The 25,200-nt window shown below is 71.5% G+C and carries 23 protein-coding genes; 10 read left to right on the top strand and 13 right to left on the bottom strand.

Annotation, left to right across the window (positions count from 1 at the left end):
• Positions 1-8: 8 nt before the first annotated feature.
• The gene (locus ACZ5C2_RS04985) at positions 9-983 is read right to left on the bottom strand and encodes a carbohydrate kinase family protein (RefSeq protein WP_468786616.1); all 975 of its coding nucleotides are present in this window, start codon (positions 981-983) and stop codon (positions 9-11) included.
• Between the two features lie 129 nt (positions 984-1,112).
• On the opposite strand from ACZ5C2_RS04985, the gene ACZ5C2_RS04980 reads away from it, so the two are divergent.
• Positions 1,113-1,322: a hypothetical protein gene (locus tag ACZ5C2_RS04980; protein WP_468786614.1), complete on the top strand. Its 210-nt coding sequence runs from the start codon at positions 1,113-1,115 to the stop codon at positions 1,320-1,322.
• Between the two features lie 143 nt (positions 1,323-1,465).
• Positions 1,466-3,319 (top strand): hypothetical protein, encoded by a 1,854-nt coding sequence (locus ACZ5C2_RS04975; protein WP_468786612.1) that lies wholly within the window; start codon positions 1,466-1,468, stop codon positions 3,317-3,319.
• An 88-nt stretch (positions 3,320-3,407) separates the two neighbouring features.
• On the opposite strand, the gene erpA is transcribed toward ACZ5C2_RS04975, so the two are convergent.
• The gene (erpA, locus tag ACZ5C2_RS04970; protein WP_399985864.1) at positions 3,408-3,764 is read right to left on the bottom strand and encodes an iron-sulfur cluster insertion protein ErpA; all 357 of its coding nucleotides are present in this window, start codon (positions 3,762-3,764) and stop codon (positions 3,408-3,410) included.
• Between the two features lie 284 nt (positions 3,765-4,048).
• On the opposite strand from erpA, the gene nadA reads away from it, so the two are divergent.
• Positions 4,049-5,233 (top strand): quinolinate synthase NadA, encoded by a 1,185-nt coding sequence (gene nadA, locus ACZ5C2_RS04965; protein ID WP_468786610.1) that lies wholly within the window; start codon positions 4,049-4,051, stop codon positions 5,231-5,233.
• A gap of 77 nt (positions 5,234-5,310) precedes the next feature.
• Here nadA and ACZ5C2_RS04960 read toward each other — a convergent pair whose 3' ends face one another.
• From ACZ5C2_RS04960 to ACZ5C2_RS04940, 5 genes are all read right to left on the bottom strand, one after another.
• Positions 5,311-8,430, bottom strand: coding sequence for an efflux RND transporter permease subunit (locus ACZ5C2_RS04960; protein ID WP_468786716.1), 3,120 nt, complete (start codon positions 8,428-8,430; stop codon positions 5,311-5,313).
• 192 nt (positions 8,431-8,622) lie between these two features.
• A complete protein-coding gene (locus ACZ5C2_RS04955; RefSeq protein WP_468786608.1) occupies positions 8,623-9,306 on the bottom strand; it encodes a response regulator in 684 nt (227 codons plus the stop codon).
• 42 nt (positions 9,307-9,348) lie between these two features.
• On the bottom strand, positions 9,349-10,572 hold the full coding sequence (locus ACZ5C2_RS04950; protein WP_468786606.1) for a sensor histidine kinase: 1,224 nt from the start codon (positions 10,570-10,572) through the stop codon (positions 9,349-9,351).
• Positions 10,573-10,690: 118 nt separating this feature from the next.
• Positions 10,691-10,972 carry a PspA-associated protein PspAA gene (pspAA, locus tag ACZ5C2_RS04945; protein WP_468786604.1) on the bottom strand — a complete coding sequence of 94 codons (282 nt, stop codon included), beginning with the start codon at positions 10,970-10,972 and terminating at the stop codon, positions 10,691-10,693.
• Between the two features lie 20 nt (positions 10,973-10,992).
• Entirely contained in the window at positions 10,993-11,784 is a 792-nt protein-coding gene (locus tag ACZ5C2_RS04940) for a PspA/IM30 family protein (RefSeq protein ID WP_468786602.1), read from the bottom strand.
• A gap of 229 nt (positions 11,785-12,013) precedes the next feature.
• On the opposite strand from ACZ5C2_RS04940, the gene ACZ5C2_RS04935 reads away from it, so the two are divergent.
• Positions 12,014-12,691, top strand: a complete 678-nt coding sequence (locus ACZ5C2_RS04935; RefSeq protein WP_468786600.1) for a DUF3043 domain-containing protein — start codon at positions 12,014-12,016, stop codon at positions 12,689-12,691.
• Positions 12,692-12,774: 83 nt separating this feature from the next.
• Positions 12,775-13,443 (top strand): methyltransferase domain-containing protein, encoded by a 669-nt coding sequence (locus ACZ5C2_RS04930; protein WP_468786598.1) that lies wholly within the window; start codon positions 12,775-12,777, stop codon positions 13,441-13,443.
• Between the two features lie 178 nt (positions 13,444-13,621).
• Here ACZ5C2_RS04930 and ACZ5C2_RS04925 read toward each other — a convergent pair whose 3' ends face one another.
• Entirely contained in the window at positions 13,622-13,864 is a 243-nt protein-coding gene (locus ACZ5C2_RS04925) for a hypothetical protein (protein WP_468786596.1), read from the bottom strand.
• 115 nt (positions 13,865-13,979) lie between these two features.
• On the opposite strand from ACZ5C2_RS04925, the gene ACZ5C2_RS04920 reads away from it, so the two are divergent.
• Complete coding sequence (locus tag ACZ5C2_RS04920) at positions 13,980-15,179, top strand: bifunctional adenosylcobinamide kinase/adenosylcobinamide-phosphate guanylyltransferase (protein ID WP_468786594.1); 1,200 nt, start codon at positions 13,980-13,982, stop codon at positions 15,177-15,179.
• 79 nt (positions 15,180-15,258) lie between these two features.
• On the opposite strand, the gene ACZ5C2_RS04915 is transcribed toward ACZ5C2_RS04920, so the two are convergent.
• Positions 15,259-16,308: a class I SAM-dependent methyltransferase gene (locus tag ACZ5C2_RS04915; RefSeq protein WP_468786592.1), complete on the bottom strand. Its 1,050-nt coding sequence runs from the start codon at positions 16,306-16,308 to the stop codon at positions 15,259-15,261.
• 221 nt (positions 16,309-16,529) lie between these two features.
• Between ACZ5C2_RS04915 and cobT the strand changes: the two genes are divergently transcribed.
• The gene (gene cobT / locus ACZ5C2_RS04910) at positions 16,530-17,627 is read left to right on the top strand and encodes a nicotinate-nucleotide--dimethylbenzimidazole phosphoribosyltransferase (protein ID WP_468786590.1); all 1,098 of its coding nucleotides are present in this window, start codon (positions 16,530-16,532) and stop codon (positions 17,625-17,627) included.
• A gap of 217 nt (positions 17,628-17,844) precedes the next feature.
• Here cobT and ACZ5C2_RS04905 read toward each other — a convergent pair whose 3' ends face one another.
• Positions 17,845-18,603 carry a hypothetical protein gene (locus tag ACZ5C2_RS04905; protein ID WP_468786588.1) on the bottom strand — a complete coding sequence of 253 codons (759 nt, stop codon included), beginning with the start codon at positions 18,601-18,603 and terminating at the stop codon, positions 17,845-17,847.
• Between the two features lie 68 nt (positions 18,604-18,671).
• Here ACZ5C2_RS04905 and ACZ5C2_RS04900 point away from each other — a divergent pair, with 68 nt between their 5' ends.
• Positions 18,672-19,487, top strand: a complete 816-nt coding sequence (locus ACZ5C2_RS04900; RefSeq protein ID WP_468786586.1) for an adenosylcobinamide-GDP ribazoletransferase — start codon at positions 18,672-18,674, stop codon at positions 19,485-19,487.
• A 21-nt stretch (positions 19,488-19,508) separates the two neighbouring features.
• Here ACZ5C2_RS04900 and ACZ5C2_RS04895 read toward each other — a convergent pair whose 3' ends face one another.
• Both ACZ5C2_RS04895 and ctaD read right to left on the bottom strand, forming a co-directional pair.
• Positions 19,509-19,883 (bottom strand): hypothetical protein, encoded by a 375-nt coding sequence (locus ACZ5C2_RS04895; RefSeq protein WP_468786584.1) that lies wholly within the window; start codon positions 19,881-19,883, stop codon positions 19,509-19,511.
• A complete protein-coding gene (ctaD, locus tag ACZ5C2_RS04890; RefSeq protein ID WP_468786582.1) occupies positions 19,880-21,607 on the bottom strand; it encodes an aa3-type cytochrome oxidase subunit I in 1,728 nt (575 codons plus the stop codon). The genes ACZ5C2_RS04895 and ctaD overlap by 4 nt, the downstream gene beginning before the upstream one ends.
• Before the next feature lie 277 nt (positions 21,608-21,884).
• Between ctaD and ACZ5C2_RS04885 the strand changes: the two genes are divergently transcribed.
• Positions 21,885-22,490, top strand: a complete 606-nt coding sequence (locus tag ACZ5C2_RS04885) for an RDD family protein (RefSeq protein ID WP_468786580.1) — start codon at positions 21,885-21,887, stop codon at positions 22,488-22,490.
• On the opposite strand, the gene ACZ5C2_RS04880 is transcribed toward ACZ5C2_RS04885, so the two are convergent.
• On the bottom strand, positions 22,450-23,217 hold the full coding sequence (locus tag ACZ5C2_RS04880; RefSeq protein ID WP_468786714.1) for an endo alpha-1,4 polygalactosaminidase: 768 nt from the start codon (positions 23,215-23,217) through the stop codon (positions 22,450-22,452). The genes ACZ5C2_RS04885 and ACZ5C2_RS04880 overlap by 41 nt on opposite strands.
• 333 nt (positions 23,218-23,550) lie before the next feature.
• Here ACZ5C2_RS04880 and ACZ5C2_RS04875 point away from each other — a divergent pair, with 333 nt between their 5' ends.
• Positions 23,551-25,092: a leucyl aminopeptidase gene (locus ACZ5C2_RS04875; protein ID WP_468786578.1), complete on the top strand. Its 1,542-nt coding sequence runs from the start codon at positions 23,551-23,553 to the stop codon at positions 25,090-25,092.
• Positions 25,093-25,200: the final 108 nt, after the last annotated feature.

Genomic DNA, 25,200 nt, shown 5'->3' with positions numbered 1-25,200 from the left:
CCGGCGGCTCAGGCGAGATGCGCCCGAACCTCCTCCGCCGCATCATCCCCGTACGCCTTCACGAACCGCTCCATGAAGTGGCCCCGCCGCAGCTGGTACTCCTGTGTACCCACCGTCTCGATGACCAACGTGGCGAGCATGCATCCGACCTGCGCCGCCCGCTCCAGCGACACCCCCCACGCGAGTCCCGACAGGAACCCCGCCCGGAACGCGTCACCGACACCCGTCGGGTCGGCCTTGCGCTCCTCGTCCGGGCAGCCGACCTCGATCGTCGCCTCGCCGGCCCGCTCGATGCGGACACCGCGCGCCCCGAGGGTGGTGACGCGGTGCCCGACCCGGTCGAGGATCTCCGCGTCGCTCCAGCCGGTCTTCGTCTCGATGAGCCCCTTCTCGTACTCGTTGGAGAAGAGGTAGGTCGCCCCCTCCAGCAGTATCCGGATCTCCTCGCCGTTCATCCGGGCGATCTGCTGGGAGAAGTCGGCGGCGAACGGGATGCCGCGCGAGCGGCACTCCTCGGTGTGCCGGAGCATGCCCTCCGGGTCGTCGGCGCCGATGGAGACCAGGTCCAGGCCGCCCACACGGTCGGCGACGGTCTTCAGCTCGATCAGGCGGGCCTCGCTCATCGCGCCCGTGTAGAAGGAGCCGATCTGGTTGTGGTCGGAGTCCGTGGTGCACACGAAGCGCGCGGTGTGCAGCGTGTCGGAGATGCGGACGGAGTCGGTGTCGACGCCGTGCCGGTCCAGCCAGGCCCGGTACTCGTCGAAGTCGAAGCCGGCGGCCCCGACGAGGATCGGGCGGGTGCCGAGCTGGCCCATCCCGAAGGCGATGTTCGCGGCCACGCCGCCCCGGCGCACGTCGAGGTTGTCGACCAGGAAGGACAGCGAGACCGTATGCAACTGGTCCGCGACGAACTGGTCGGCGAAGCGGCCGGGGAAGGTCATGAGGTGGTCGGTGGCGATGGAGCCGGTGACTGCGATGCGCACGGCGTGGATTCTCCTGGGGGAGGCGGATTGACACTCCACGCTACCGGCTGGGAGCGGCCTGTAGAAGCAGCCAAAACTACCCGATAGTAGACCTTTCTTCATGACCTTCGCCGTGCTTACGGTGCCGACATGACGAACATCAAGGTCCACACGTCCACCCCGGTCGACCTCGAGGGCGACCTGGCGTCGCTGCGCGGCGACTGCGCCCGGATGGCTCCACACTGGACGGTGCCGGACCGGGTGGCAGCCCGGCCGGTGCCCCCGTCCCTGATCCACGGGGTGAGCGTGCCTCCCGCGTCCGCCCGGCTGCTGGACGCGATGTCGGAGTACGGCGACTGAGCCGACGCCGGGGAACCGCGCGCTCCCCCGCTGCGTCCCATCGCTGTCCCCCGTAAAGGGGATGCGGGATACGACCCCTCAGCAACCCCGGTCCGACCGGGCAGGGTCCACAGGGACAGTTGTGCAGCCGAAGGAGCGATGCGGTGAACACCGAGCGACCCGACAACGACGACGCCGAGGCGCGCGGCGCCGCCGGCAGCACCGGCGGCACCGGGGGCGCTTCGGGCGACGACGGGGCGGCGGATGCCGCGGAGCCGCGTGACCGCTCGGCTGCCGCCCCCGAGCCGGGTACGGATCAGCCTGCCACCGGCGCCGCGGACGCCGGGCCCGGCACGGCGGACAGGGACGCCTCCGCAACCGTCTCCGCGGAGCCCGGGGCGGGCATCACGGAGACGGAGGCGACCACCGCCGAGGACGCCGGAGCGACGGAGGGCGAGCCGGGGGCCGGCCCGGACGAAACCGCCGCCGGCACAGGCGGAGCCGCGAAGAGCCGACCGGAGCCCGACCCGGACGAGACGGTCGTGGGGGCACACCGGGTCGGTGGCGGGCGCTTCGACGGCGGGCCCGCCGAAGGCCCGGCGCGACGGCGTTCACCCGTTCTCGTCGCCTCCGTCGCCGCCGCCGTGCTGCTGGTCGGAGGTGGCGGTGCCTATCTGGCCGCAAGCACCACCGGGGATTCCGGGGGCGGTACGACTCCGGGGGTGAACGGTGACGCCACTCCCCCGCCGCTCGCCCTCGACGGCGACTCCGAGGCCCCGGAGAACGGCATCGCGCCCGGCGAGCCCAACCCCTACGGCGCCACCTACCGCGCCGACGGGACACTCCCGGACGGTCCCGGTCCGGCGCCGGTGTACCGCGTCCGCGGGGAGGTGTCCCCGCAGCAGGTGGCCACCCTGGCGAAGGCGCTGGGGCTGGACGGGAAGCCGGTCGCGCAGGGCGGGTCCTGGCGGATCGGCGGCCAGGACGGCTCCGGGCCGACGCTGCGGGTGGACCGGGAGGCTCCCGGCTCATGGACGTTCAGCCGGAACACCCCGGGCACCGACAACTGCAAGGGCAGCACGTGCAAGGCGCCCTCCTCCGGTGACGGCACCGTGGTGGGCGAGGCCGCCGCGAAGAAGGCCGCCGCGCCCGTCCTGAAGGCGGTGGGACAGGACGACGCGAAGCTCGACGCGAGCCGGATCACGGGCGGCAAGCGCGTGGTGAACGCCGACCCCGAGGTGGGCGGGCTGCCGACGTACGGCTGGACGACCGGCGTGGTCGTCGGCGCCGAGGGCGAGGTGGTCGGCGGCAGCGGCCGGCTCGTGGAGCCGGTGAAGGGGGACGTGTACCCCACGGTGAGCGCGCAGAAGGCGCTGGACCTGATGAACGCGGCACCGGACACGGACCCCCGGGCGGGTATCGGCGGCTGCGCCACTTCCGTACCTCTGGAGGAGGACCGGCAGCAGGAGCGGTGCGCCCCGGAGACGAAGCCGGCCGGGGAGACCGTCACGGTCGACGACGCGGTGTTCGGGCTGGCCTCGCACTCCGTGGACGGGCGGCCCGCCCTCGTACCGTCGTGGCTGTTCGAGGTGCGGCCGGCGGGCGCCCGGGACGCGTTCACGGTGACGTATCCGGCGGTCGACCCGGAGTTCCTCGCCCCGCGGTCGGAGACCGGTCCGGCACCTTCGAAGCCCGGTGACGGGCCGACCTCGGCGCCGTCCGCCGGAGAGGCCGAGGTCGAGGGCTACCTCGCGGAGGGTGAGGAACTGACCGTGACTTTCACCGGCGGCGTGTGCGCCGACTACGCGGTGACCACGAGCGAGAGCGACGACCGGGTGACGGTGCGTGTGACCGAGACACCCTGGCCGGACAAGGTGTGCATCCTGATCGCCAAGCAGTACCAGGAGACGGTACGGCTGGACGCGCCGCTCGGTGACCGCGAGGTCGTGGGCACCGACGGCGAGCCGGTACCGCTGCGCAAGGACGGCGCCCGGCTGCCGGCGCCGCCCACCCGGTAGCGGCACCCCACATGACGAAGGCGGCGGCCCTGTCGGAGGGGCCGCCGCCTTCGTTCATGTGGGGTGCCGCGCGGGACGCGGACCCGGCTCAGCTGAAGGAGTCGCCGCAGGCGCAGGAGCCGGAGGCGTTGGGGTTGTCGATCGTGAAGCCCTGCTTCTCGATGGTGTCGACGAAGTCGATGGTGGCGCCGCCCAGGTACGGGGCGCTCATGCGGTCGGTGACGACCTTCACACCGTCGAAGTCCTTCAGCACGTCACCGTCGAGCGAACGCTCGTCGAAGAAGAGCTGGTAGCGCAGGCCGGAGCAGCCGCCGGGCTGGACGGCGACGCGCAGGGCGAGGTCGTCACGGCCTTCCTGGTCGAGCAGGGCCTTGACCTTGGACGCGGCGGCGTCGGTCAGGACGATGCCGTCGGTGACGGTGGTGGTCTCGTCCGATACGGACATCTACATCTCTCCCGGGTTGTACGGAGACTGCTTGCCGACGGTTGCAACCGTCAGGACCGCGGATTCATTCCGGGCCGGGCGCGAGTTTCCCGCCTCCCTCCTCATGCTCGCACACGCCGTGCGGAGCGGAAACCGGCCCTTGTGGGCCCTTCCGGGAATGGATCGGCACCCGCCGGGATTCACGTCACATGGACGCTATGGCCGTCGTCAAACTGACGTGAACCGGTTATGATAGATAGCGTCATTTCGACGAGAAGTCGCCAGAAACAGAAAGGGTGCGTGCCGTGACCACCGCCCAGACCCAGGAGCTCGACGTACAGCCGACGCCCCTCGCCCTGCTGCTCCTCGGCCGTGAGGCCGATCCGAAGAGCGAGCGCGGCGTGGAGTGTCCCGGCGACCTCCCGTCGCCGTCCGACCCGGACCTGGTGGAGCGCGCCCGCGCCGCCAAGGAGAAGCTCGGGGACAAGGTCTTCGTGCTCGGCCACCACTACCAGCGCGACGAGGTCATCCAGTTCGCCGACGTCACGGGCGACTCCTTCAAGCTGGCCCGTGAAGCCGCCGCACGTCCGCAGGCCGAGTACATCGTCTTCTGCGGGGTGCACTTCATGGCCGAGGCCGCGGACATCCTCACCGGCGACGGGCAGAAGGTCGTCCTGCCCGACCTCGCGGCCGGCTGCTCCATGGCCGACATGGCCACCGCCGAGCAGGTCGCCGAGTGCTGGGACGTCCTGACCGAGGCCGGCGTGGCCGAGCAGGTCGTCCCCGTCTCGTACATGAACTCCTCCGCCGACATCAAGGCCTTCACGGGCAAGCATGGCGGCACCATCTGCACCTCCTCCAACGCCAAGCGGGCCCTCGACTGGGCCTTCGAGCAGGGCGAGAAGGTGCTCTTCCTGCCCGACCAGCACCTGGGCCGCAACACGGCGGTGCGGGACATGGGGATGTCCCTGGAGGACTGCGTCGTCTACAACCCGCACCGGCCGAACGGCGGGCTGACGGTGGACGAGCTGCGCGCCGCGAAGATGATCCTGTGGCGCGGCCACTGCTCGGTGCACGGCCGGTTCAACCTCGACTCGGTCCACGACGTGCGCGAGCGCGTCCCGGGCGTGAACGTCCTGGTGCACCCCGAGTGCACGCACGAGGTCGTGTCCGCCGCGGACTACGTCGGCTCGACCGAGTACATCATCAAGACGCTGGAGGCGGCCCCGGCCGGCTCCAAGTGGGCCATCGGCACGGAGCTGAACCTGGTCCGCCGCCTGGCGAACCGGTTCGCAGCCGAGGACAAGCAGGTCGTGTTCCTCGACAAGACGGTCTGCTTCTGCTCCACGATGAACCGCATCGACCTCCCCCACCTGGTGTGGGCCCTGGAATCCCTCGCCGAGGGCAACCTGGTCAACCGCATCGAGGTGGACAAGGAGACGGAGGCGTTCGCCAAGCTGGCGCTGGAGCGGATGCTGGCGCTGCCGTAGCACGGCCCGGGACCTCACGGCCAAGGCCCTGCCCGACACCGAAGGTGCCGAGCAGGGCCTTGGCCGTTCCGGGCGTGTCAGACCTGGGCCGGCTTCGGCTCCTGCGAAGCCTCCGCCGGTGCGGACACGCTGCCCTTCTTCAGCGCCTTCTTCTTCGCGCGCCGCTCCTTGCGGAGCTCCAGCATCGCGTAGAGCGTCGGCACCAGCAGCAGGGTCAGCAGCGTCGACGTGATCAGACCGCCGATCACCACCACGGCCAGCGGCTGGGCGATGAAGCCGCCCTCGCCGGTGACACCCAGCGCCATCGGGAGCAGGGCGAAGATCGTCGCCAGTGCCGTCATCAGGATCGGCCGCAGACGGTGGCGGCCACCCTCCAGCACGGCCTCGACGACGCCGTGGCCCTGCTTGCGGTACTGGTTGATCAGGTCGATCAGCACGATCGCGTTGGTGACCACGATGCCGATCAGCATCAGCATGCCGATCATCGCCGGGACGCCCAGCGGGGTGCCGGTGACCAGCAGCAGGCCGATCGCGCCGGTCGCCGCGAACGGGATGGACACCAGCAGGATCAGCGGCTGGACGAGCGACCGGAAGGTGCCCACCAGCAGCATGAAGACGATCGCGATCGCGGCCAGCATCGCCAGGCCCAGGTTGAGGAACGCCTCGTCCTGGTCCTCGGTCACGCCGCCGATCTCCGCCGTGGCGCCCGCGGGCAGCGTCAGCGCGTCGATCTTCTGCTGGAGCTCCGTGCCCACCGCGCCCGTGTTGTCGCCGGTCGGCTTCGCGGTGACGGTGGCCGCGCGCTGGCCGTCGATCCGGGTCATGGAGACGGGACCGTCCACCGCCTCGACGGTGGCGACGTCACTCAGCTTCACCGGGCCCAGGCGCAGGTTCTTCAGCTCGTCCACGGTGGTGGCCGGCTTCGCCGAGCGGATGACGACATCGCGCTCGGTGTCGTCGAGGACGGCCCTGGCGGCCGGGGTGCCGCGCACCGCCTGGGCCACGGCCGCACCGAGGGTCTGATTGGTGAACCCTGCCTCGGCGGCCTTGTCGTTGGCCTTCACGGAGATGCGGGGCACGCTCTGCGACAGGTCGCTGGTGACGTCCGTCACGTCGTCAAGGGAGGCGACCGCGTCCCGGACCTGGTCCGCCGCCTTGCGCAGCACCTGTGCGTCGGCCGCCTTGACGACCACGCTCAGGTCCTGGCTGCCGAAGCCGTCACCGGCGGCGACGGTGGTGGTGCCGATGCCGTCGAGCTCTGCGAGGCCCTTCTCGATGCTGTCCGTCACGTCCTCGGAGGACGCGTCGTCCTCCAGCATCACCTGGTACGTGGCCTGGTTGGTGTCCGTACCACCGCCGAAGGCCGCCATGAAGCCGGACGAGCCGACCGTCACCTGGTGGTCCTTGACGCCCTCGGTGTCGCCGAGCAGCTTCTCGACCTTCCCCGCCTGGGCGTCGGTCGCGGCGAGGCTGGTACCGGGCTCCAGCTCCTGCCGGACGGTGAGGACCTGCTGCTGGCCCGGGTCGAAGAAGTTGGTCTTCAGCAGCGGCGCCATGGCGAAGGTGCCGATCAGCACGACGACCGCGATGGCCAGGCTGGCCATCCTGCGCCGGGTGGCGAAGCGCAGGACGGAGAGGTACAGGGCCTGAAGGCGGCTCTTGGCCTCCTTCTCCTCCGCCAGTCGGCGGGCCTCCTCGGCGTCCTCCGGCATGCCCTTCGGGGGGCGCAGGAACCAGTACGACAGCACCGGGACGACCGTCAGCGACACCAGCAGGGACGCCAGCAGCGCGGCGGTGACGGTGAGGCTGAAGGAGCCGAACAGCTCGCCCACCATGCCACCCACCAGACCGATCGGCAGGAAGACGGCGACGGTGGTGAGGGTCGCGGACGTGACCGCGCCGGCCACCTCGCGCACCGCCCTCATGATCGCCTCGTGGCGCTCCTCGCCGTAGCCGAGGTGCCGCTTGATGTTCTCCAGGACGACGATGGAGTCGTCCACGACCCGGCCGATGGCGATGGTCAGGGCGCCCAGTGTCAGCATGTTCAGCGACAGGTCGCGCGTCCACAGCACGATCAGGGCGAGGACCACGGACAGCGGGATGGACACCGCCGTGACCAGGGTGGAGCGGACCGATGCCAGGAAGACGAGGATCACCAGAACGGCGAAGAGCAGACCGAGCGCACCTTCGGTGGTCAGGCCCTCGATCGCCTTGGACACCGCCGGGCCCTGGTCGCTGACGACCGTGAGGGTGGCGCCCTCGCCCAGGTCCTTCCGCAGCTCCGGAAGCCTGTCCTGGACGGCCTCGGAGATGGCGACCGCGCTGCCGTCGTGGTCCATGGTGACCATCACGGCGAGGCTGGGCCGGCCGTTGGTGCGGGTGAGGGAGTCGGCCCTGGCCTCCTCCTCCGTGACCGTGGCGACATCGCCGAGGCGGGCCGGCTTCCCCTTGCCGGGCTCGCCGGTGACCCTCAGGTCCTCGATCTGCCGCAGCGAGGTGAAGCCGCCGCCCACCTGGACGGTGCGGTTGGCGCCGTCCTCGTCGAAGGAGCCGGCCGGCACGGTCGCGCCGCCCGCCTGGAGGGCCGCCGCCAGCGACTGCGGGGTGAGACCCGCCCTCGCCAGCTTCGCGGTGTCCGGGGTGACGGTGACCTGGAGGTCGCGCACGCCGTCCACCGTGACCTGGCCGACGCCGTCGATGCCCTCCAGCGCGGGCACCACGGTCCGGTCCAGTTCGTCGGCGAGCGCCTGCTGGTCCTTGCCGGAGGTGACGGCGAGCACCACGGCCGGGATGTCGTCCGTGGAACCGGCGACGACCTGCGGGTCGACGTCGTCCGGGAGGCGGGCACCGGCCCGGTTGACGGCCTGCTGGACGTCGGCGACGAGCTGCTGGGTGTTGTTGCCGTAGTCGAAGGACGCCATGATCACGGCGTTGCCCTCGCTCGCCGTCGAGGTGACACCGGAGATGCCGTCGACGGCCTCCAGGCTGTCCTCGATGGGGTCGACGACCTGCTTCTCCACCACGTCCGGGGACGCGCCCTGGTACGGGGCGATCACGGACACCATGGGCAGTTCGATGGTGGGCAGCAGCTGCTGCTTGAGCTGGGGTATCGCGATCGCCCCGAAGACGAGCGCGATGATCGACATCAGTCCGATCAGCGCCCGTTGCGCGAGGCTGAATCTGGACAGCCAGGACATGGTCAGTGTCTCTTTTCCGTGGAGCGGCAGAAGTCCGGAGAGCGGGCGCGTGCGCACGTGAGGGCCCGCTCCACCCTGGGCCGAGTGAGCGCCCGCTCTCCACCCTGGGCCATGGACGGGGGCCGATCCGTAGACCCGAAGTCCCATCCCTTATCTGGCGCATACTCCGGCCGCAGTACACGCCCCGCCGGGCTACTCCACCCTCGGACGGACCAGGCCCGACTCGTAGGCGATGACCACCAGCTGGGCCCGGTCGCGGGCGCCCAGCTTGGCCATGGCCCGGTTGACGTGGGTCTTCACGGTCAGCGGACTGACCTCGAGGCGTTCGGCGATCTCGTCGTTGGAGTGGCCGCCGGCCACCTGGCCGAGCACCTCGCGTTCGCGCACGGTGAGCGAGTCCAGATTCCCGGCCCGGTCCGGGTCGCGGTCGGGGCCGGCCGGGCCCTCCTGGGCGAGGAAGCGGGCGATCAGGCCTTTGGTGGCCACCGGGGACAGCAGCGCCTCCCCCTCGGCGGCGATCCGGATGGCGTTCAGCATCTCGTCGGGTTCGGAGCCCTTGCCGAGGAAGCCGGAGGCGCCGGCCCGCAGCGACTGCACCACGTAGTCGTCGACCTCGAAGGTCGTCAGTATCACCACCCGGACCCCGGCGAGTTCGGGATCCGCGCTGATCATGCGGGTCGCGGCGAGCCCGTCGGTGCCGGGCATCCGGATGTCCATGAGGACGACGTCGGCGCGCTGCTCGCGGGCCAGCCGGACCGCCTCCGCACCGTCGGACGCCTCCCCCACCACCTCCATGTCCGGCTCGGAGTCGACGAGCACGCGGAAGGCGCTGCGCAGCAGTGCCTGGTCGTCGGCGAGCAGGACACGGATCGTCATACGGACTCCAGCGGCGCGGTGGTCACGGGCGGGCCGGGGTGGTCACGGGCGGCCGTCCCCGGCTGCGGACGTGCGGGTCTTGACGGGAAGGATCGCATGGACGCGGAAACCGCCGCCGTAGCGGGGACCGGTGGTGAGGGTGCCGCGCAGGGCGGTGACCCGCTCGCGCATGCCGAGCAGTCCGTGCCCGCCGCCGGGAGCCCGCTCGTGCTCCCCGGTGCTGCCGTCGTCGAGGACGGTGACCTCGATGTGCGGTCCCACGCGGACGACGCTGACCTCGGCGCGCGCCTCGGTGCCGGCGTGCTTCTGCACGTTGGTCAGGGCCTCCTGGACGATCCGGTAGGCGGCCAGGCCGACGGCGGCGGGAAGGTCGGTGCCCTCGTCGGTGCGGGCGACCTCGACACGCAGTCCGGCGCTGCGGAACGTACCCGCGAGCTCGTCGAGGCGGTCCAGGCCGGGAGCGGGCTCGGTGGGCGCCTCGGGATCGCCGGACTGGCGCAGCAGGCCGACGGTGGCGCGCAGTTCGCCCAGTGCGGAGCGGCTGGCCTCACGGACGTGGGCGAGGGCCTCCTTGGCCTGGTCGGGCCGTTTGTCCATGACATGAGCGGCGACTCCGGCCTGCACGTTGACCAGGGCGATGTGGTGGGCGACCACGTCGTGCAGATCACGGGCGATGCGCAGGCGCTCCTCGGCGACCCGGCGGCGGGCCTCCTCCTCGCGGGTGCGCTCGGCCCGTTCGGCGCGCTCCCGGATCGCCCGGATGAAGGCGCGGCGGCTGCGGACGGCGTCCCCGGCGGTGGCGCCGATCCCGGTCCAGGCGAAGATCGCCAGGTTCTCCTGGGCGTACCAGGGCAGAGGGCCGACGGCCATCGCCGTGCCGGTGAGGACGGTCATGGTGAGCAGGCCGATGCGCCAGGTGGTGGGGCGGTCGGTGGTGGAGGCGACGGTGTAGAGCGCGACGACGGCGCACATGGCGACGGGGGCGCGGGGGTCGCCGGTGACGGACTCCGCGACGGACAAGCCGCCGGCCAGGGCGAGCACCGTACGGGGGGCGCGGCGGCGGAAGACGAGTGCGGCGGCGCCGAGCGCCATCAGGACGAGGCTGAGCGGGTCGGGGGTGCGCAGTCCCCAGGTGACGCCCTCGGGGTCGTACGGGGCGGCGAAGGAGCCGACGACCATGCACACGAGGACGCCTGCCGCCAGGGCCGCGTCCAGTGCGAAGGGGTGTGCCCTCGCCCGGCACCGGGCGCGTGTCAGGGTGCTCACGGCTGTGTACGGTAGCCCGAGTTACGGTCCCTGGGCCGTTCCCCTGGACCCCTCTTCGTCCCGAAGGGCCTCGTCCTCGGTCGCCGGACGGGCGAGACGTGTTGTCCCGCGGGGCTGGTCAGGTACCCGGGATGAGGCCGTCGTCGCTCAGCAGCTCCCTGACCTCCTCCAAGGTCGCGTCCGGGGACGGGAGGATCAGGTCGGAGGGCTCCAGGGAGTCGTCCGGCACCGGCTCGCCCAGTTCGTGGACTTTGGCCAGCAGCGCCTTCAAGGTGGCGCGGAAGCCGGGCCCGTCGCCGTTCTCCATCTCGGCGAGCAGTTCCTCGTCCAGTTTGTCCAGTTCGACGAGCCGGCTCTCGGCCAGCGTCACCTGCCCCTCCCCCATGATCCGTACGATCATGTCGCCCTCCTCGGCGTGGGCTACTGCTTGTCGAAGCGCGGAGTGTCCTGCGGCTGCTGCTGGGACTGCGTGCGGTCCTGGTCCTGGCCGCCTTCGATGGCCTGTCGGTCGTCACTGCCGCCTCCGGCCAGCTCCGCCTTCATGCGCTGCAGTTCCAGCTCCACATCCGTACCACCGGAGAGCCGGTCCAGCTCGGCCTGAATGTCGTCCTTGTGCATCCCGGACTGGTCGTCCAGGGCACCGGAGGCGAGCAGCTCGTCGATCGCGCCGGCCCGCGCCTGGAGCTGGGCGGTCTTGTCCTCGGCCCGCTGGATCGCCAGGCCGACGTCGCCCATCTCCTCGGAGATGCCGGAGAAGGCCTCGCCGATCCGGGTCTGCGCCTGGGCCGCCGTGTAGGTGGCCTTGATGGTCTCCTTCTTCGTCCGGAAGGCGTCCACCTTGGCCTGGAGGCGCTGGGCCGCGAGGGTGAGCTTCTCCTCCTCGCCCTGGAGCGTGGCGTGCTGGGTCTCCAGGTCCGTCACCTGCTGCTGCAACGCGGCACGGCGGGAGAGCGCCTCGCGCGCCAGGTCCTCACGACCGAGCGCGAGTGCCTTGCGGCCCTGGTCCTCCAGCTTGCCCGACTGAGACTGGAGCTGGTTGAGCTGGAGCTCCAGCCGCTTGCGCGAGGTCGCCACGTCGGCGACGCCGCGGCGGACCTTCTGGAGCAGCTCCAGCTGTTTCTGGTACGAGTAATCGAGGGTTTCGCGCGGGTCCTCGGCCCGGTCAAGGGCCTTGTTCGCCTTCGCGCGGAAGATCATCCCCATACGCTTCATGACACCGCTCATGGGCTTCGCGCGCCCCCTTCTGACGGACTCCAGCTCCAGCGACTGCAACAGAACCCACAGTACGGGCCCTGCATCCATTACCGCACTGTTCGGGGACGGATGCGCTCATCCCCAAGGACGACTGAGTGCTCTTCCGCTCCGGCGTAGGGAGTAGGTGGTTCCCGGGGACGGCTCGCCGGATGCCCCGGAGAGCCGCACTACGTCCCCTCCTGTCCTTTTGGAGACGTCCGGTGTTGCCGGATCGTTCCCCGGAGGGCTGCGGTCCAACCCTGGGCACCCCGTACCCTTGGGTTTTGTGTTCCGTAGCCGTTCAAAGGAAGAGAAGGCATCGGTCGCCGACAAGGCGACGGTGACCGACTCCAAGCAGACCCGTCACCCGGAGGCCCCGAAGGGCCGCCCCACACCCAAGCGCAGCGTGGCCCAGTCGCAGCGCCGCAGCGTGGCCAACACGTCGATGACGCGCAAGGAGGCCGCCAAGCGGCAGCGGGAGGAGCGCCGCAGCGCGATGGAGCGTCAGCGCCAGGCACTGGCCAGCGGTGACGAGCGCTATCTGCCCGCCCGTGACAAGGGGCCGGTGCGCCGGTTCGCGCGCGATTTCGTCGATTCACGGTTCAACATCGCGGAGTACTTCCTGCCGATGGCCGTGATCATCCTGGTGCTGAGCCTGGTCCAGGTGCCCCAACTGCAGAACGCGGCGCTGTTGCTGTGGCTGTTGGTCATCGTGATGATCGTGCTCGACTCGTTCGTGACCGGGTTCCGGCTGAAGAAGCGGCTCGCGGAGCGTTTCCCCGGTGACAACCGGCGCGGTGCGGTGGCGTACGCCCTGATGCGCTCGCTCCAGATGCGTCGGCTGCGGCTGCCCAAGCCGCAGGTCAAGCGCGGGGAGCGGCCCTGAGCACCACGCCGTTCGCCGACGGTGCGGCAACCGACCGGCTGAGCGGGCTCGGCGGTCTCCGGGACGTCGTGCGGCAGGAGCTGGTGGCCCGCCAGCTGGAGGAGCAGATAGTCGGGCGTTTCCCGGTCGGACGGCGGCTGCGGGTGCTCGACGTGGGCATGGGCCGGGGCGCGCAGGCGCTCCGGCTGGCCCGGGCCGGTCATCAGGTGACCGGTGTCGAACAGGACGCGACGATGATCTCCGCCGCGCGGGAGTCCCTCGCCGGGCAGCCCGAGGGCATCCGGGAGCGGATGCGGATCATCGAGGGCCAGGCCGGAGACACCGGCGTGCACTTCCTGCCGGGCAGCTTCGACGTGGTGTTGTGTCATGGCGTGCTCATGTACGTCGAGGAGCCGGACGCACTGCTGGCGGGCGTGGCGCGGATGCTGGCGCCCGGCGGAATGCTGTCCCTGCTGGTGCGCAACGGCGACGCGCCGGCGATGCGGGCGGGTCTGTCCGGGGACTGGGCCGGGGCGCTGGCGGGCTTCTGCACGACGCGCTACGGGCTGAAGAGGCTGACGTCGACCCTCGCGGGGATCGGGGCACCGCTGCACGCCTGGTACGGGGTGCGGGTCTTCACGGAGACCCTGGCGGACGACGCGTGCCTTCCGGCCGATCTGGACACCTTGCTCGCGGTCGAGGACCGGGCCGGGCGGACGGACCCGTACCGGGGGGTCGCCTCACTGCTGCATCTGTGCGGGGTCCGGGGCTGAGACGGGAGCCGGGCTTTCGCCCGCGCCACCCCCTCCCGTCCCTGGGTGCTGCGCCCCCCGACCCCCTTCGCGCCCCGCATTCCGGTACAGCCCCGCGCCCTCGAAAGGGGCGCGGGGCTGTACCGGAATGCGGCTGGGCCGCGGGGCGAAGACCATTGTTCGGTCCCGCCCCCGGGGTTCACGCCTCTTCGGCGTCCGCTTCCGCTTCCGCGTCCGCTTCCGCGTGGAGGCTCATCGGGCCGTAGATCTCCGTGGTGTCCTCCAGCAGTCGTACCTGGTCGGCGCCGCCCTCCGCGAGGGCCTTCCAGTTCTCCCCGACCCAGGACTCGGCGTCCCCCTGTGTGGGGAACTCCTCCGGCGGCACCGCGGGCTCGACCTGCGTCCCGTCGGCCTTCTCGAACCGCCACGTCCATGCCGCCATGTACGCCTCCATGGTGTGAACACACTGCACGACAGAAGCCGGATCTCGGTCCGGCTCCTGCCCGGAAGCCTAGTCGGACGGGCAGCGGTCGTGGGGACAGGAGAAAATCGGGTCCGTGGAACTGACTCTGCTCGGCACCGGTGCCCCCGCGGGACTGCCCCGCCCCTTCTGTCCCTGCGCCGCGTGCGCGTCCGCGCTCGGCGCGGACGCGCGGGCGGCCACCTCGCTGCTCGTGGACGGGACGCTGCTGCTCGACCTCACGCCGGGCGCGGCGTTCGCGGCCGCGCGCGCGGGCCGTTCACTGGGCGGCGTGCGCCAGGTGCTGCTGTCGCACCCGCACGACGGCCCGGCGGTGGAGGTGCCGGCCGGGCTGCCGCATCCGGGGCGGGTGCCGGACGGGCGTGAGTTGACCCTGCTGACGGGCCATCGGGTCCGGGCGGTGGCGCTGGACGCACCCGGCACCGGGTACGCGGTGACCGGTCCGGACGGACAGCGGCTGCTGTACCTGCCGCCGGGCGGGGCGCCCGCCGGGCTGGAGGAGCCGGCCGAGTCGTACGCGATGGTGCTGCTGGACGTGGTGGGGCGCCCGGACGCGCTGGCACGGCTGCGGGACGTGGGTGCGGTCGGCCCGACCACGGATGTCGTCTGCGTCCATCTGGACCACGACGTGCCACCGGGGCCGGAGTTGCGGCGCCGGCTCGCGGCGGCCGGAGCCCGCGCCGTGCCGGACGGGACCGCGCTGGAGGTCGGAGCCTACGAGGACGTGCCCGACGTACCGCGCAGGACGCTGGTGCTGGGCGGAGCGCGCTCGGGCAAGTCGGTGGAGGCCGAGCGCCGGCTGGAGTCGTTCCCGGAGGTGCTGTACGCGGCGACCGGCGGGTCGCGGGGCGGGGACACCGAGTGGGTGGCGCGGGTGTCGGCGCATCAGGAGCGGCGGCCGGGATCGTGGCGGACCGTCGAGACCTGTGATCTGGTGCCGCTGCTGACGGACGACGGGCCACCCCTGCTGGTGGACTGTCTGTCGCTGTGGCTGACGGACGCGATGGATGCCGTGGGGGCGTGGGACGACGCCGAGTGGGCGGACGGCGGGGAGCGGGCGCTGCGGAAGCGGGTGCGGGCACTGACGAACGCGGTGCGCGAAACCTCTCGGACGGTGGTCGCCGTGTCCAACGAGGTGGGCTCGGGCATCGTGCCCGCCACCGCGTCCGGCCGCCGGTACCGGGACGAACTGGGGCGGCTGAACGCGGCTTTCGCGCAGGAGTGCGAGCAGGTGCTGCTGGTGGTTGCGGGGCAGGCACTCGTCCTGCGGGGGTGACCCGGCCCGGCCGGGCCGTCACCGCGACCACCGGGATGGCGCCCGCGCAACGGCACGGCGGGCGCGAACCGGGACCGGGTCAGGGCTTCGGCTTGCGGGCGATGATCCGGTAGGCGTTGGCGAACGGGGTGTGGCGCACCAGGGGCGCGAGAGCCAGGTCGGTCACCGCGGCGGCGACGACCAGCGGCGTGCCCGCGCGGAGCAGCACCGTCCGCAGATGCCGCTGGAACGGCGTCGGCGGGATGGCACGCCAGGGGGTGTCCGGGGCGGGCAGGGTGTGGGAGAGGGCGAGGGCGGTCAGGCCCGCCAGGTCGTGCGGTACGTGCGCGGCGCGGTGCCCGGCGGAGACGAGTGTGCAGCCGCGTGTCTCGAGCTCCGTACGGAGGTTGCTCCGGGGCATCATGTGCAGTCGGCGGGGCTGGTCGTAGGGCAGCCACCAGCGGCCGAACAGGGCGGCGAAGGCACAGCGGGGGTCGAGGGTCTCGATGAGCAGGTGACCGCCGGGGCGCAGGGCGTCGAGGGCCGCGTGGAGCTCCGCGCGGGGATCCGTGGTGTGTTCCAGGTGGTGCAGCAGGCTGACCACGTCGTAGCGGCCGGCCAGCCGGGCCATGACCCTCGGATCGGTCAGGGGCCCGATGTGGGCCTCCTCGACGCGGCCGAGCGCACGGGCCCTGTCGACGCGCACGGTGAGGTCGGTGCCGTCGAAGGCGGTGTACGGGAAGAACTCCCGCGCGGTGTCCGGGAAGCGGGCGAGTCCGGTCCCGACGTCCAGCCAGCTCTCCGGTTCCCCGAACGGGAGCATCGCGCGGGCGGCGGCGCGTCGGCGGTGCCGTACGGCGTGCAGGGCGAGGACGCGTTCGGTGGCCGGGTCCCGGGGGGCGCCGCGTACGGCCCGCCGGTAGAAGGCGAGGCCCTCGGCGGTGAGGCGCGGGTTCTGGAAGGTGTGGCCGCAGTCCCGGCACTCGTCGACGGTGAACAGGCCGGGCCGGTGCCGCCGCAGGTCGCCGGTTCTCAATCGGTTGCGCAGCCGCGCGGAGCCGCACCAGGGGCAGTCCTCGCGGCGCGGCTCGTGCACCCGGGCGGAGCCGTGGGGAGCGGGGATCGCGGTGTCTGGGGTGGGTGCGGACATGGGCGGCTCCCTGCGTGAGGGCGTACGGCGCGGAAGTGAGGGGACGTACGAGGGCGGGTGGGACGGACGGATGAATGTCCGGCAATACATGGCAAAACGTTACGGACGGGAGGGCCTTCCGGGGTGCAACGGCGCCGGGGTGGCGTGGTGGGGGTGAGGCCGTGCACGGCGGCCCCACCGGCGCCGCATGACGTTCGACCGGGGCCGGTACTGTTCGGCGAATGAGCTCGCTTAATCTCGACGACTTCACCGATCTGATCGAGCGTCCGGACAGCGGGGTGCGCCGCGACGCGGAGGCCCGGCGGGAACGCCGGATCGTGCCGCCCGGATCGCTGGGCCGGCTCGACGACCTCGGTGAGTGGCTGGCGGCGGCCCAGTCCGCGGTGCCGGTGCGGCCGATCGAACGGCCGCGCGTGGTGCTGTTCGCCGGTGATCACGGGATCGCCGCGCTGGATGTCTCCGCCCGGGCCGCGGGCAGCGCCGTGCAACTGGTGCGGGACGTGCTGGACGGCGGCCGTCCGGTGTCGGTGCTGGCGCGGCGGCTGGGAGTGCCGGTACGGGTGGTCGACATGGCCCTGGACTGCGATCCCGCGGGACTGCCCGGGGACGTCGTGCGGCACCGTGTGCGGCGGGGCAGCGGGCGCATCGACATCGAGGACGCCCTGAGCCCTGAGGAGGCCGAGGCGGCGTTCCGCGCGGGGATGGCCGTGGCCGACGAGGAGGCCGACTCCGGTACGGATCTCGTGGTGCTGGGCGATGTGAGCGTGGGCGGGACCACCGCGGCGGGCGTACTGGTGGCCGCGCTGTGCGGGACGGACGCGTCGGTGGTGACCGGGCGCGGAGGGCTGGCGATCGACGACCTGGCGTGGATGCGCAAGTGTGCGGCGATCCGTGACGCGCTGCGGCGGGCGCGGCCGGTGCTGGGCGATCAGTTGCGGTTGCTGGCGACGGTGGGCGGGGCCGACCTGACCGCGATGACGGGCTTCCTGTTGCAGGCGGCCGTGCGCAAGCTGCCCGTCGTGCTGGACGGGGTGGTGACGGCGGCGTGCGCGCTGGTGGCGCAGCGGGTGGCGTTCCGGGCGCCGGACTGGTGGCTGGCGGCCCATGCGAGCGGTGAACCGGGGCAGGCGAAGGCGCTGGACCGGATGGCGCTGGAGCCGCTGCTGTCGCAGGGGGTGACCGTCGGGGAGGGTGCGGGGGCACTGCTCGCCCTTCCCCTGGTCCAGGCGGCGGCGGCGTTGGCCGCGGAGTTGCCGGAACTGCGGGAGGAGTCGGAGCAGCCGGAGGCGGAGGCGGAGGAGTCGGCGAAGGCGGAGTGATACCGCGGCGGGTGCCTTTTCTCGCCCCCGCCACCACGCCTTCCCTTCCCTTCCCTTCCCTTCCCGTCCCTTCCCTTCCCGTCCTCAAGGGGCGCTGCTCCGTCGAACCCGAAGTGCGGCTGGGTGGTCGGGTGGTCGCTCGCACGGTTCCCCGCGCCCCTCCAGCGGCGCGGGGCTCCACCGCGTGGCTGCGAGGAGGGTCTGGGGGCGCGAGAGGTCAGCCGCGCTCCAGGGGACGGGGCGGATCCGGTTTGCCGCCGAGCCAGTCCTGGAACGCCCGGCGGGGCCCGGACCACCTGCGGTCGTGGTGGTAGGCGCGCAGTACCGCCCGCGCCCGCGCCCGCGGCCGCCGCCGGTAGAAGCGCCTCGCCCACAAGGACCCCGGCCGGGCCAGCCGCAGCGAGCCGAGCAGCGCCACCGCCGGAATGACCACCCCGAACACGGCTACCCGCGCCTTGCCCTTGCTCAGCGCGATCAGCGCGAAGAGGAAGTTCACGCCGACGGTCCCGGCGACCCCCGCACGGTTCTGGAGCTCGTCCTCGGAGAGGTCGTTGACGCCGAACGGCGCGAAGCCGGCCAGCAGCAGTCCGACCAACGCGGCGGTGAGGACGACCATCTCCACGCTCTTGCGCCCGGCCTCGCTCCAGTACACGTCGTCGAGGTGCAGGATGAGCGCGAACTCGTCCAGGACCAGCCCCGCGCCCATTCCGAAGATCACCGCACTGAGCGCCGAACCGAAGCCGTGCCGGCCGCCCGCCACCGCGCCGAACCCGCCGATCACGGTGAGGACGACGCCGGGCACCACGTGGTGGATGTGCACCGAGCCCGCCGTCACGTTGCCGAAGGGCCCCTTGCCGGCCCGGATCAGCCGTGTGATGGCCCGGGTGATGACAAAGGTAAGGACAAAAGCGGCCAACGCCAGGAGCAGCGGCAGTTTGCCCGGCTCGATGATGTTCCGATCCAGCCAATGTCCCATGCGCGTACTTTATCCATCATTGTCACAACGCCTCGGCAACCGTTGGGGCAGGCGGGTAATCTGCGTCGGTGTCCACGCCCCCCGCCATACCCCCTCCCGCACCCTCCCCGGCATCACCCGCCGACGGCCTCCGCTTCGCCTTCGGCACGCTCAGCGTGCTCCCGGTCGCGGTCACCCGGTGGGACCGGCCGGCCGCGCGCGCCGGAATGCTGTGCGTCCCGTTGGTCGGCCTGGTGGTCGGCGTCCTGGCCGCCGCGATGGGCCTCCTCCTGCTGTTCCTCGGCGCGGGCGCACTCCTCGCCGCCGTGGCCACCGTCTCCGTACCGGCCGCCCTGACCCGGGGACTGCATCTCGACGGGCTCGCCGACACCGCGGACGGGCTCGGCAGCGCCAGGCCCGCCGAGGACGCGCTACGGATCATGAAGCAGTCGGACATCGGCCCGTTCGGTGTGCTCACCCTGGTCCTCGTCCTGCTGGCGCAGGTGGCCGCGCTGGCGCAGGCATACGGCCACGACTGGGCACGGGGTGCGTCCGCTGCCGTCGTCTCGGCGGTCGCGGCGCGGCTCACGCTCACGCTGGCCGCCCGTGAGGGTGTTCCGCCCGCCCGGCCGGAGGGACTGGGCGCGGCGGTCGCCGGGGTGGTGCCGGTGCCGGGCGCGGTGGGCGCCGCGCTCGCCGTCACCGGGCTCGTGGCGGCCGGGAGCTCGTTCCTGGGAGCGTACGGCGTCCTGCGTGCCGTGCTCGCGGTGGTGCTGGCCGTCGCCGTCGCCGAACTGCTGCTGAGGCACTGTGTCCGCCGTTTCGGCGGGGTCACGGGCGATGTGTTCGGCGGGCTCGCGGAGACGGCGGCGACCACCGCGCTCGTCGTCTCCGCACTGGGCTGAGACCACCTCGGAACCAGGCTGTCACGGCCGGACGAGGATCGTGGCGATCGCCGTGCCCGCACCGCCCGCCACCGCCAGGACGGTGAGGGCGACACAGCGCGCCCGGAGCCGCCGGTAGCGTGCCTCGTACTCGGTGCGCAGCTCGGCCGCACGGTCGCAGATCCGCTCCAGGGTGGCCCGGGAGGCGGCGATCCGGTCGGCCCGGTACACGCGTTCCACCTCTTCGCGCTGCGCGGTCGTCAACCACGGCAGTTCTCCGGTGAACCGGTCGGCCTCGCGTCGGGCCGCCTCGACCTCGGCGGCCCACAGGAGGTGGCCCTCGAGCCGGGTCAGACCGAGATCGCTGTCCTCACGGTGGTTCACACGCTCCCTCCGCGTTCCGGGCCCTGACCTCATCGCTGCTTGTCACCGGGAGCCACGGTCACGGACTCCTGGGGATGGTTCTCGAGGTCGTCGATGGCGGCGATGTCCGGGTGGTGCAGGTCGAACGCCGGGGACTCGCTGCGGACCTTCGGCAGGGTGAGGAAGTTGTGCCGCGGCGGCGGGCAGGAGGTCGCCCACTCCAGGGAACGTCCGTAGCCCCACGGGTCGTCCACGCCGACCGGCTTGCCGTACTTGGCCGTCTTCCAGATGTTGTAGAAGAACGGCAGCAGCGACAAGCCGAGCAGGAACGAGGCGATCGTGGAGACCGTGTTCAAAGCGGTGAACCCGTCGGCCGCGAGGTAGTCCGGATACCGGCGCGGCATGCCCTCGACGCCCAGCCAGTGCTGGACGAGGAACGTGCCGTGGAAGCCGAAGAACAGCGTCCAGAAGGTGATCTTGCCCAGACGCTCGTCCAGCATCTTGCCGGTGAACTTCGGCCACCAGAAGTGGAAGCCGGCGAACATCGCGAACACGACCGTGCCGAACACCACGTAGTGGAAGTGCGCCACCACGAAGTACGAGTCCGTGACGTGGAAGTCCAGCGGCGGCGAGGCCAGGATCACGCCGGTCAGACCACCGAACAGGAACGTGACCAGGAAGCCCAGGGACCACAGCATCGGTGTCTCGAAGCTCAGGGACCCCTTCCACATGGTGCCGATCCAGTTGAAGAACTTCACCCCGGTGGGAATGGCGATCAGGAAGGTCATGAAGGAGAAGAACGGCAGCAGCACCGCGCCGGTGGCGAACATGTGGTGCGCCCACACCGTCATCGACAGGCCCGCGATGGCGATGGTCGCGCCGATCAGGCCCAGGTACCCGAAGATCGGCTTGCGGGAGAAGACCGGGACGATCTCGGAGACGATGCCGAAGAACGGCAGCGCGATGATGTACACCTCGGGGTGGCCGAAGAACCAGAACAGGTGCTGCCACAGGATCGGCCCGCCGTTGGCCGCGTCGTAGATGTGCGCCCCGAACGTGCGGTCCGCCTCCAGCGCGAACAGCGCCGCCGCCAGCACCGGGAACACCAGCAGTGCCAGCAGCGCCGTGAGCAGCACGTTCCAGGTGAAGATCGGCATGCGGAACATCGTCATGCCGGGTGCGCGCATGCAGATGATGGTGGTGATGAAGTTGACCGAACCGAGGATGGTTCCGAAACCGGAGAGCCCCAGACCCATGATCCACAGGTCACCGCCGACACCCGGTGAGCGGGTCGCGTCCGACAGCGGGGTGTAGGCGAACCAGCCGAAGTCGGCCGCCCCGTTGGGGGTGAGGAAGCCGGAGAGCGCGATCAGGGAACCGAGCAGGAACAGCCAGTAGGAGAACATGTTCAGCCGGGGGAAGGCGACATCGGGCGCGCCGATCTGCAGCGGCATGATCCAGTTCGCGAAGCCCACGAAGAGCGGCGTCGCGAACAGCAGCAGCATGATCGTGCCGTGCATCGTGAACGACTGGTTGAACTGCTCGGTCGACACGATCTGCAGACCCGGCCGGGCCAGCTCGGCACGCATCACCAGCGCCAGGATCCCGCCCAGCACGAAGAATCCGAACGAGGTGGTGAGATAGAGCGTGCCGATCGTCTTGTGATCGGTGGTCGTCAGCCATTTGACCACGACGTTGCCGGGCCTCTGGCGCCGGACCGGCAGCTCGTCCTCGTAGGTCTCCTCGTCGAGTGAGTCCACTGTGCTCTTGTCCGCCACTGTGCAAGTCCTCCTACAGGCGTGGGCAGAATCCCCCAGGCAGCATGGCGGGACGACGACCGGCTGCGTCCGAAGCCCTGCGCGTGGCGCGCTTTCCCACCCGGCATTCGGGTGACGTTCGACTTTTCTCGCACGTATGTGTGATCACGGAGACGGTGCGGCGGCCACCACGGCCGTCATGTCACCGGGCGGAAACGATCTCCCCGGCCCCCTGTGGCCACGCGGCTCCCGCCCGCTACCGTGGTCGGCCGAACTGACGAGACAACGGGGGACGTTGATGCCGGCATTCCGTCGCGCACTGGCCTGGGTCATCGACTTCGCACTGGTGGTGACGCTGGCCTCACTGCTCGCGGTACTCACCTTCAACCGCATATCCGCCCTGGTCACCGACGTTCCCGAACTCACCGCCCGCAGCGGCTTCGACCTGCTGACCTCGCGCGGTGACGTGATCGACGCCTCCGGGGACCTCGGCGTGTCCCTGTGGGACAAGTCGGTGCTCTACGTGGAGCAGGCCTTCGGACTGCTGGTCGTCACGACGTTCCTCTATCAGTGGGGGTCTCTCGCCCTGACCGGACGCACGATCGGCAAGGGACTGACCGGCCTGAACGTCACCCCGCGAAGGCCCGGCCGGGCGGCGCTCAGGGCAGCGGTGACCACGGCCACCGACGTCGCCGTGTACGCGGTGGCCTGTGTGCTGCTGATCGAGGGTGAGGTCGCGCTGTCGGTGCTGGTGTGGCTGGTCGCGGTGGCGCTGTTCCTGTTCAACGCCCTGCCGGTGTTCGGCCCCGGCCGCCGTTCCCTCGCCGACCGGGTGGCGGGCACCTCGGTGACGGGTCTGGGCCTCAGCAGGGTCGGCGCCACGCGTCCAGTGCGTATTTCTTGAGCAGGGAACTCAGCTTCAGGCGCCGGGAGTCGGCGCAGAAGCGGCTGGTGGGCACCTCGTACTCGACGTGGAAGACGGCCTTGCCCGCCTCGACGAACGGCGTCAGCTCGTCGCACTCGTCGTACTGGGCGCACTGTTCGTTGACCGCGAAGTCGAAGTCGTCGACCAGCCGGGGGATCTGGTCCAGGTCGTTCTTCAGGCCCACGGCCAGTCCGCGCTCGTGGGCGAGCCGGGCGATCAGGCGGTTGTAACGGAGCTGGTCGGCAGCGGTGAGCGGGAAGCCGGTGCGGTTGCGGTAGCCGTCCATGTTGTCCGGCTCCACCGCGTCGAATCCCTTGTCGCGGCACATGTCGAGGCGCTCGGCCATGAGCGGCTCCAGGACGTCGGTGCGGCGGATGTCCAGCCAGCGCTCACCCTCCCAGCCGTTGCCCCGGCCGATCACCGACCCGGGGAAGTCGTCGGCGTCCGGCCGGAAGTCCTCCCAGGCGCCGGTGGACAGGTAGCAGATGACCCTGCGGCCGTCACGGTGCAGCTTCGCGACCGTGGCGCGGGAGTGGTCGAAGCCGTCGATGTCGTACACGGGGACGTCGACGGAGGTGTCGAGCCGCCCGCTGAGCTGCCACTGCCAGGCGATGCCCGGCCGGGGCCGCCAGCGGTCGCCGGACGGCGACTTCGGATCGGGCCCGGGCGCGGTGGTGCAGGCCGCCGACAACAGGGCGAGCAGCATGACAAGCGGGAACAGTCGTCTCACCGGGGGGTCTCCAGGAAGGTCGGGCGGGCAGCGGTACGGGGGCACGCAGGGACTGACAAGGATGATCGTCGCCGTCCGGCGGTTCCCGCGGCGAGGCCCCGGACATGGCCACGACGTCACCAAAAGGTGAACAGCCGCGGGAATGAGCACACGCACAGACGCGCGTAGGCTCGTCCGAGTGTCTGCCGCACCGGGGAAGGCCCCGACGGGACCGCACCCGAACAGCACAACTAGGGTCGGCTGCCGGGCCCGGTCGACCCACACCTTTCGGCCACTGCACCTTCACATCGGAAGCGAGATTTCACCACCGTGACTGCTCTCACTCTCAGCACCGCCTCGGTCCCGGGCCTGCGGGCCGACGCGATCGTGATCGGCGTCGCCAAGGGCTCCGCCGCGAAGCCCCAGGGCCCCGTCGTCGCACCGGGCGCCGAGGCGGTGGACCAGGCGTACGACGGCCGGCTCGCCGGCGTCCTGGAGACCCTCGGCGCATCCGGTGCCGAGGGCGAGGTGACGAAGCTCCCCGCGCCGGCCGGCTTCAAGGCGCCGCTCGTGGTGGCGGTGGGCCTCGGCGCCCAGCCCGGGAAGGATTCCGGCTACGGCACCGAGGCGCTGCGCAAGGCGGCCGGTGTGGCCGCCCGCGCTCTCGCCGGTACCAAGAAGGCCGCGTTCGCCCTGCCCCTGACGGACGCCGCCGACGCCGGCGCGGTCGCCGAGGGGGTCCTGCTCGGCGCGTACTCCTTCGACGCCTACAAGGACAACGGCGACTCCGCGAAGAACGGCAAGAAGGGCAAGGGCCCGCTCGCCGAGGCCGCGCTGCTCGGCGGCAAGCCCCGCGACAAGGCGTACAAGGCCGCCGTCGAGCGCGCCACCGCCGTCGCCGAGGAGCTCAACCGTGCCCGCGACCTCATCAACACCCCGCCGAACGACCTCGACCCCGAGGCGTTCGCCGCCGTCGCCCAGGTGGCGGCCAAGGAGCACGGCATCAAGGTGCAGGTGCTCGACGAGAAGGCCCTCACCAAGGGCGGCTACGGCGGCATCCTCGGCGTCGGCGCCGGTTCGGCGTCCGGTCCGCGCCTGGTGAAGCTGTCGTACACCTCGTCCAAGGCGAAGAAGCACCTCGCCCTGGTCGGCAAGGGCATCACCTACGACTCGGGCGGCATCTCGCTGAAGCCGGCCGGTCACAACGAGACGATGAAGTGCGACATGAGCGGAGCCGCCGCGGTGTTCGCCGCGGTCGTCGCCGCCGCCCGCCTCGGCCTGGAGGTCAACGTCACCGGCTGGCTGGCGCTGGCCGAGAACATGCCGTCCGGCTCGGCGACGCGCCCGGGCGACGTGCTGCGCATGTTCAGCGGCAAGACCGTGGAGGTGCTCAACACCGACGCCGAGGGCCGGCTCGTCCTCGCGGACGCGCTGTGGGCAGCCTCCCAGGAGAAGCCGGACGCCATCGTGGACGTCGCGACCCTCACCGGCGCGATGATGCTGGCGCTCGGCAACCGCACGTTCGGCATCATGGCGAACGACGACGCGTTCCGCTCCGCGGTGCACGAGGCCGCCGAGGAGGCCGGCGAGCCGTCCTGGCCGATGCCGCTGCCGGAGCACCTGCGCAAGGGCATGGACTCGGCCACCGCCGACATCGCCAACATGGGTGAGCGGATGGGCGGCGGTCTGGTCGCGGGTCTGTTCCTTCGCGAGTTCGTCGGCGAGGGCATCACCTGGGCCCACCTCGACATCGCCGGCCCGGCCTTCAATGAGGGCGGCCCGTTCGGGTACACGCCGAAGGGCGGTACGGGCTCGGCGGTGCGCACGCTGGTCCGCCTGGCGGAGCGGGCCGCCTCCGGCGACCTGAGCTGACCCTTCGTCCGGTGACGGGGCCTCGCACGCGGGTAGGGCGAGGCCCCGGCAGCGGGAGTGGGACGTCTCACACCACGGCCCCGCGTCTCGTACCGCCCCGACAAGTGC

The organism is Streptomyces sp. NPDC031365 (assembly GCF_055569765.1).
The sequence above is the reverse complement of the archived record's forward strand: the minus strand, read 5'-3'. Positions and strand labels throughout refer to the sequence as shown.

Coding starts and splice junctions, on each gene's coding strand:
- ACZ5C2_RS04980 (WP_468786614.1), top strand. CDS start 1,113: ATGACGAACATCAAGGTCCACACGTCCACCCCGGTCGACCTCGAGGGC.
- ACZ5C2_RS04895 (WP_468786584.1), bottom strand. CDS start 19,883: ATGAGGTCAGGGCCCGGAACGCGGAGGGAGCGTGTGAACCACCGTGAG.
- ACZ5C2_RS04925 (WP_468786596.1), bottom strand. CDS start 13,864: ATGGCGGCATGGACGTGGCGGTTCGAGAAGGCCGACGGGACGCAGGTC.
- ACZ5C2_RS04885 (WP_468786580.1), top strand. CDS start 21,885: ATGCCGGCATTCCGTCGCGCACTGGCCTGGGTCATCGACTTCGCACTG.
- ACZ5C2_RS04955 (WP_468786608.1), bottom strand. CDS start 9,306: ATGACGATCCGTGTCCTGCTCGCCGACGACCAGGCACTGCTGCGCAGC.
- cobT (WP_468786590.1), top strand. CDS start 16,530: ATGAGCTCGCTTAATCTCGACGACTTCACCGATCTGATCGAGCGTCCG.
- ACZ5C2_RS04905 (WP_468786588.1), bottom strand. CDS start 18,603: ATGGGACATTGGCTGGATCGGAACATCATCGAGCCGGGCAAACTGCCG.
- erpA (WP_399985864.1), bottom strand. CDS start 3,764: ATGTCCGTATCGGACGAGACCACCACCGTCACCGACGGCATCGTCCTG.
- pspAA (WP_468786604.1), bottom strand. CDS start 10,972: ATGATCGTACGGATCATGGGGGAGGGGCAGGTGACGCTGGCCGAGAGC.
- ACZ5C2_RS04880 (WP_468786714.1), bottom strand. CDS start 23,217: ATGCTGCTCGCCCTGTTGTCGGCGGCCTGCACCACCGCGCCCGGGCCC.
- ACZ5C2_RS04960 (WP_468786716.1), bottom strand. CDS start 8,430: ATGTCCTGGCTGTCCAGATTCAGCCTCGCGCAACGGGCGCTGATCGGA.
- ACZ5C2_RS04940 (WP_468786602.1), bottom strand. CDS start 11,784: ATGAAGCGTATGGGGATGATCTTCCGCGCGAAGGCGAACAAGGCCCTT.
- ACZ5C2_RS04915 (WP_468786592.1), bottom strand. CDS start 16,308: ATGTCCGCACCCACCCCAGACACCGCGATCCCCGCTCCCCACGGCTCC.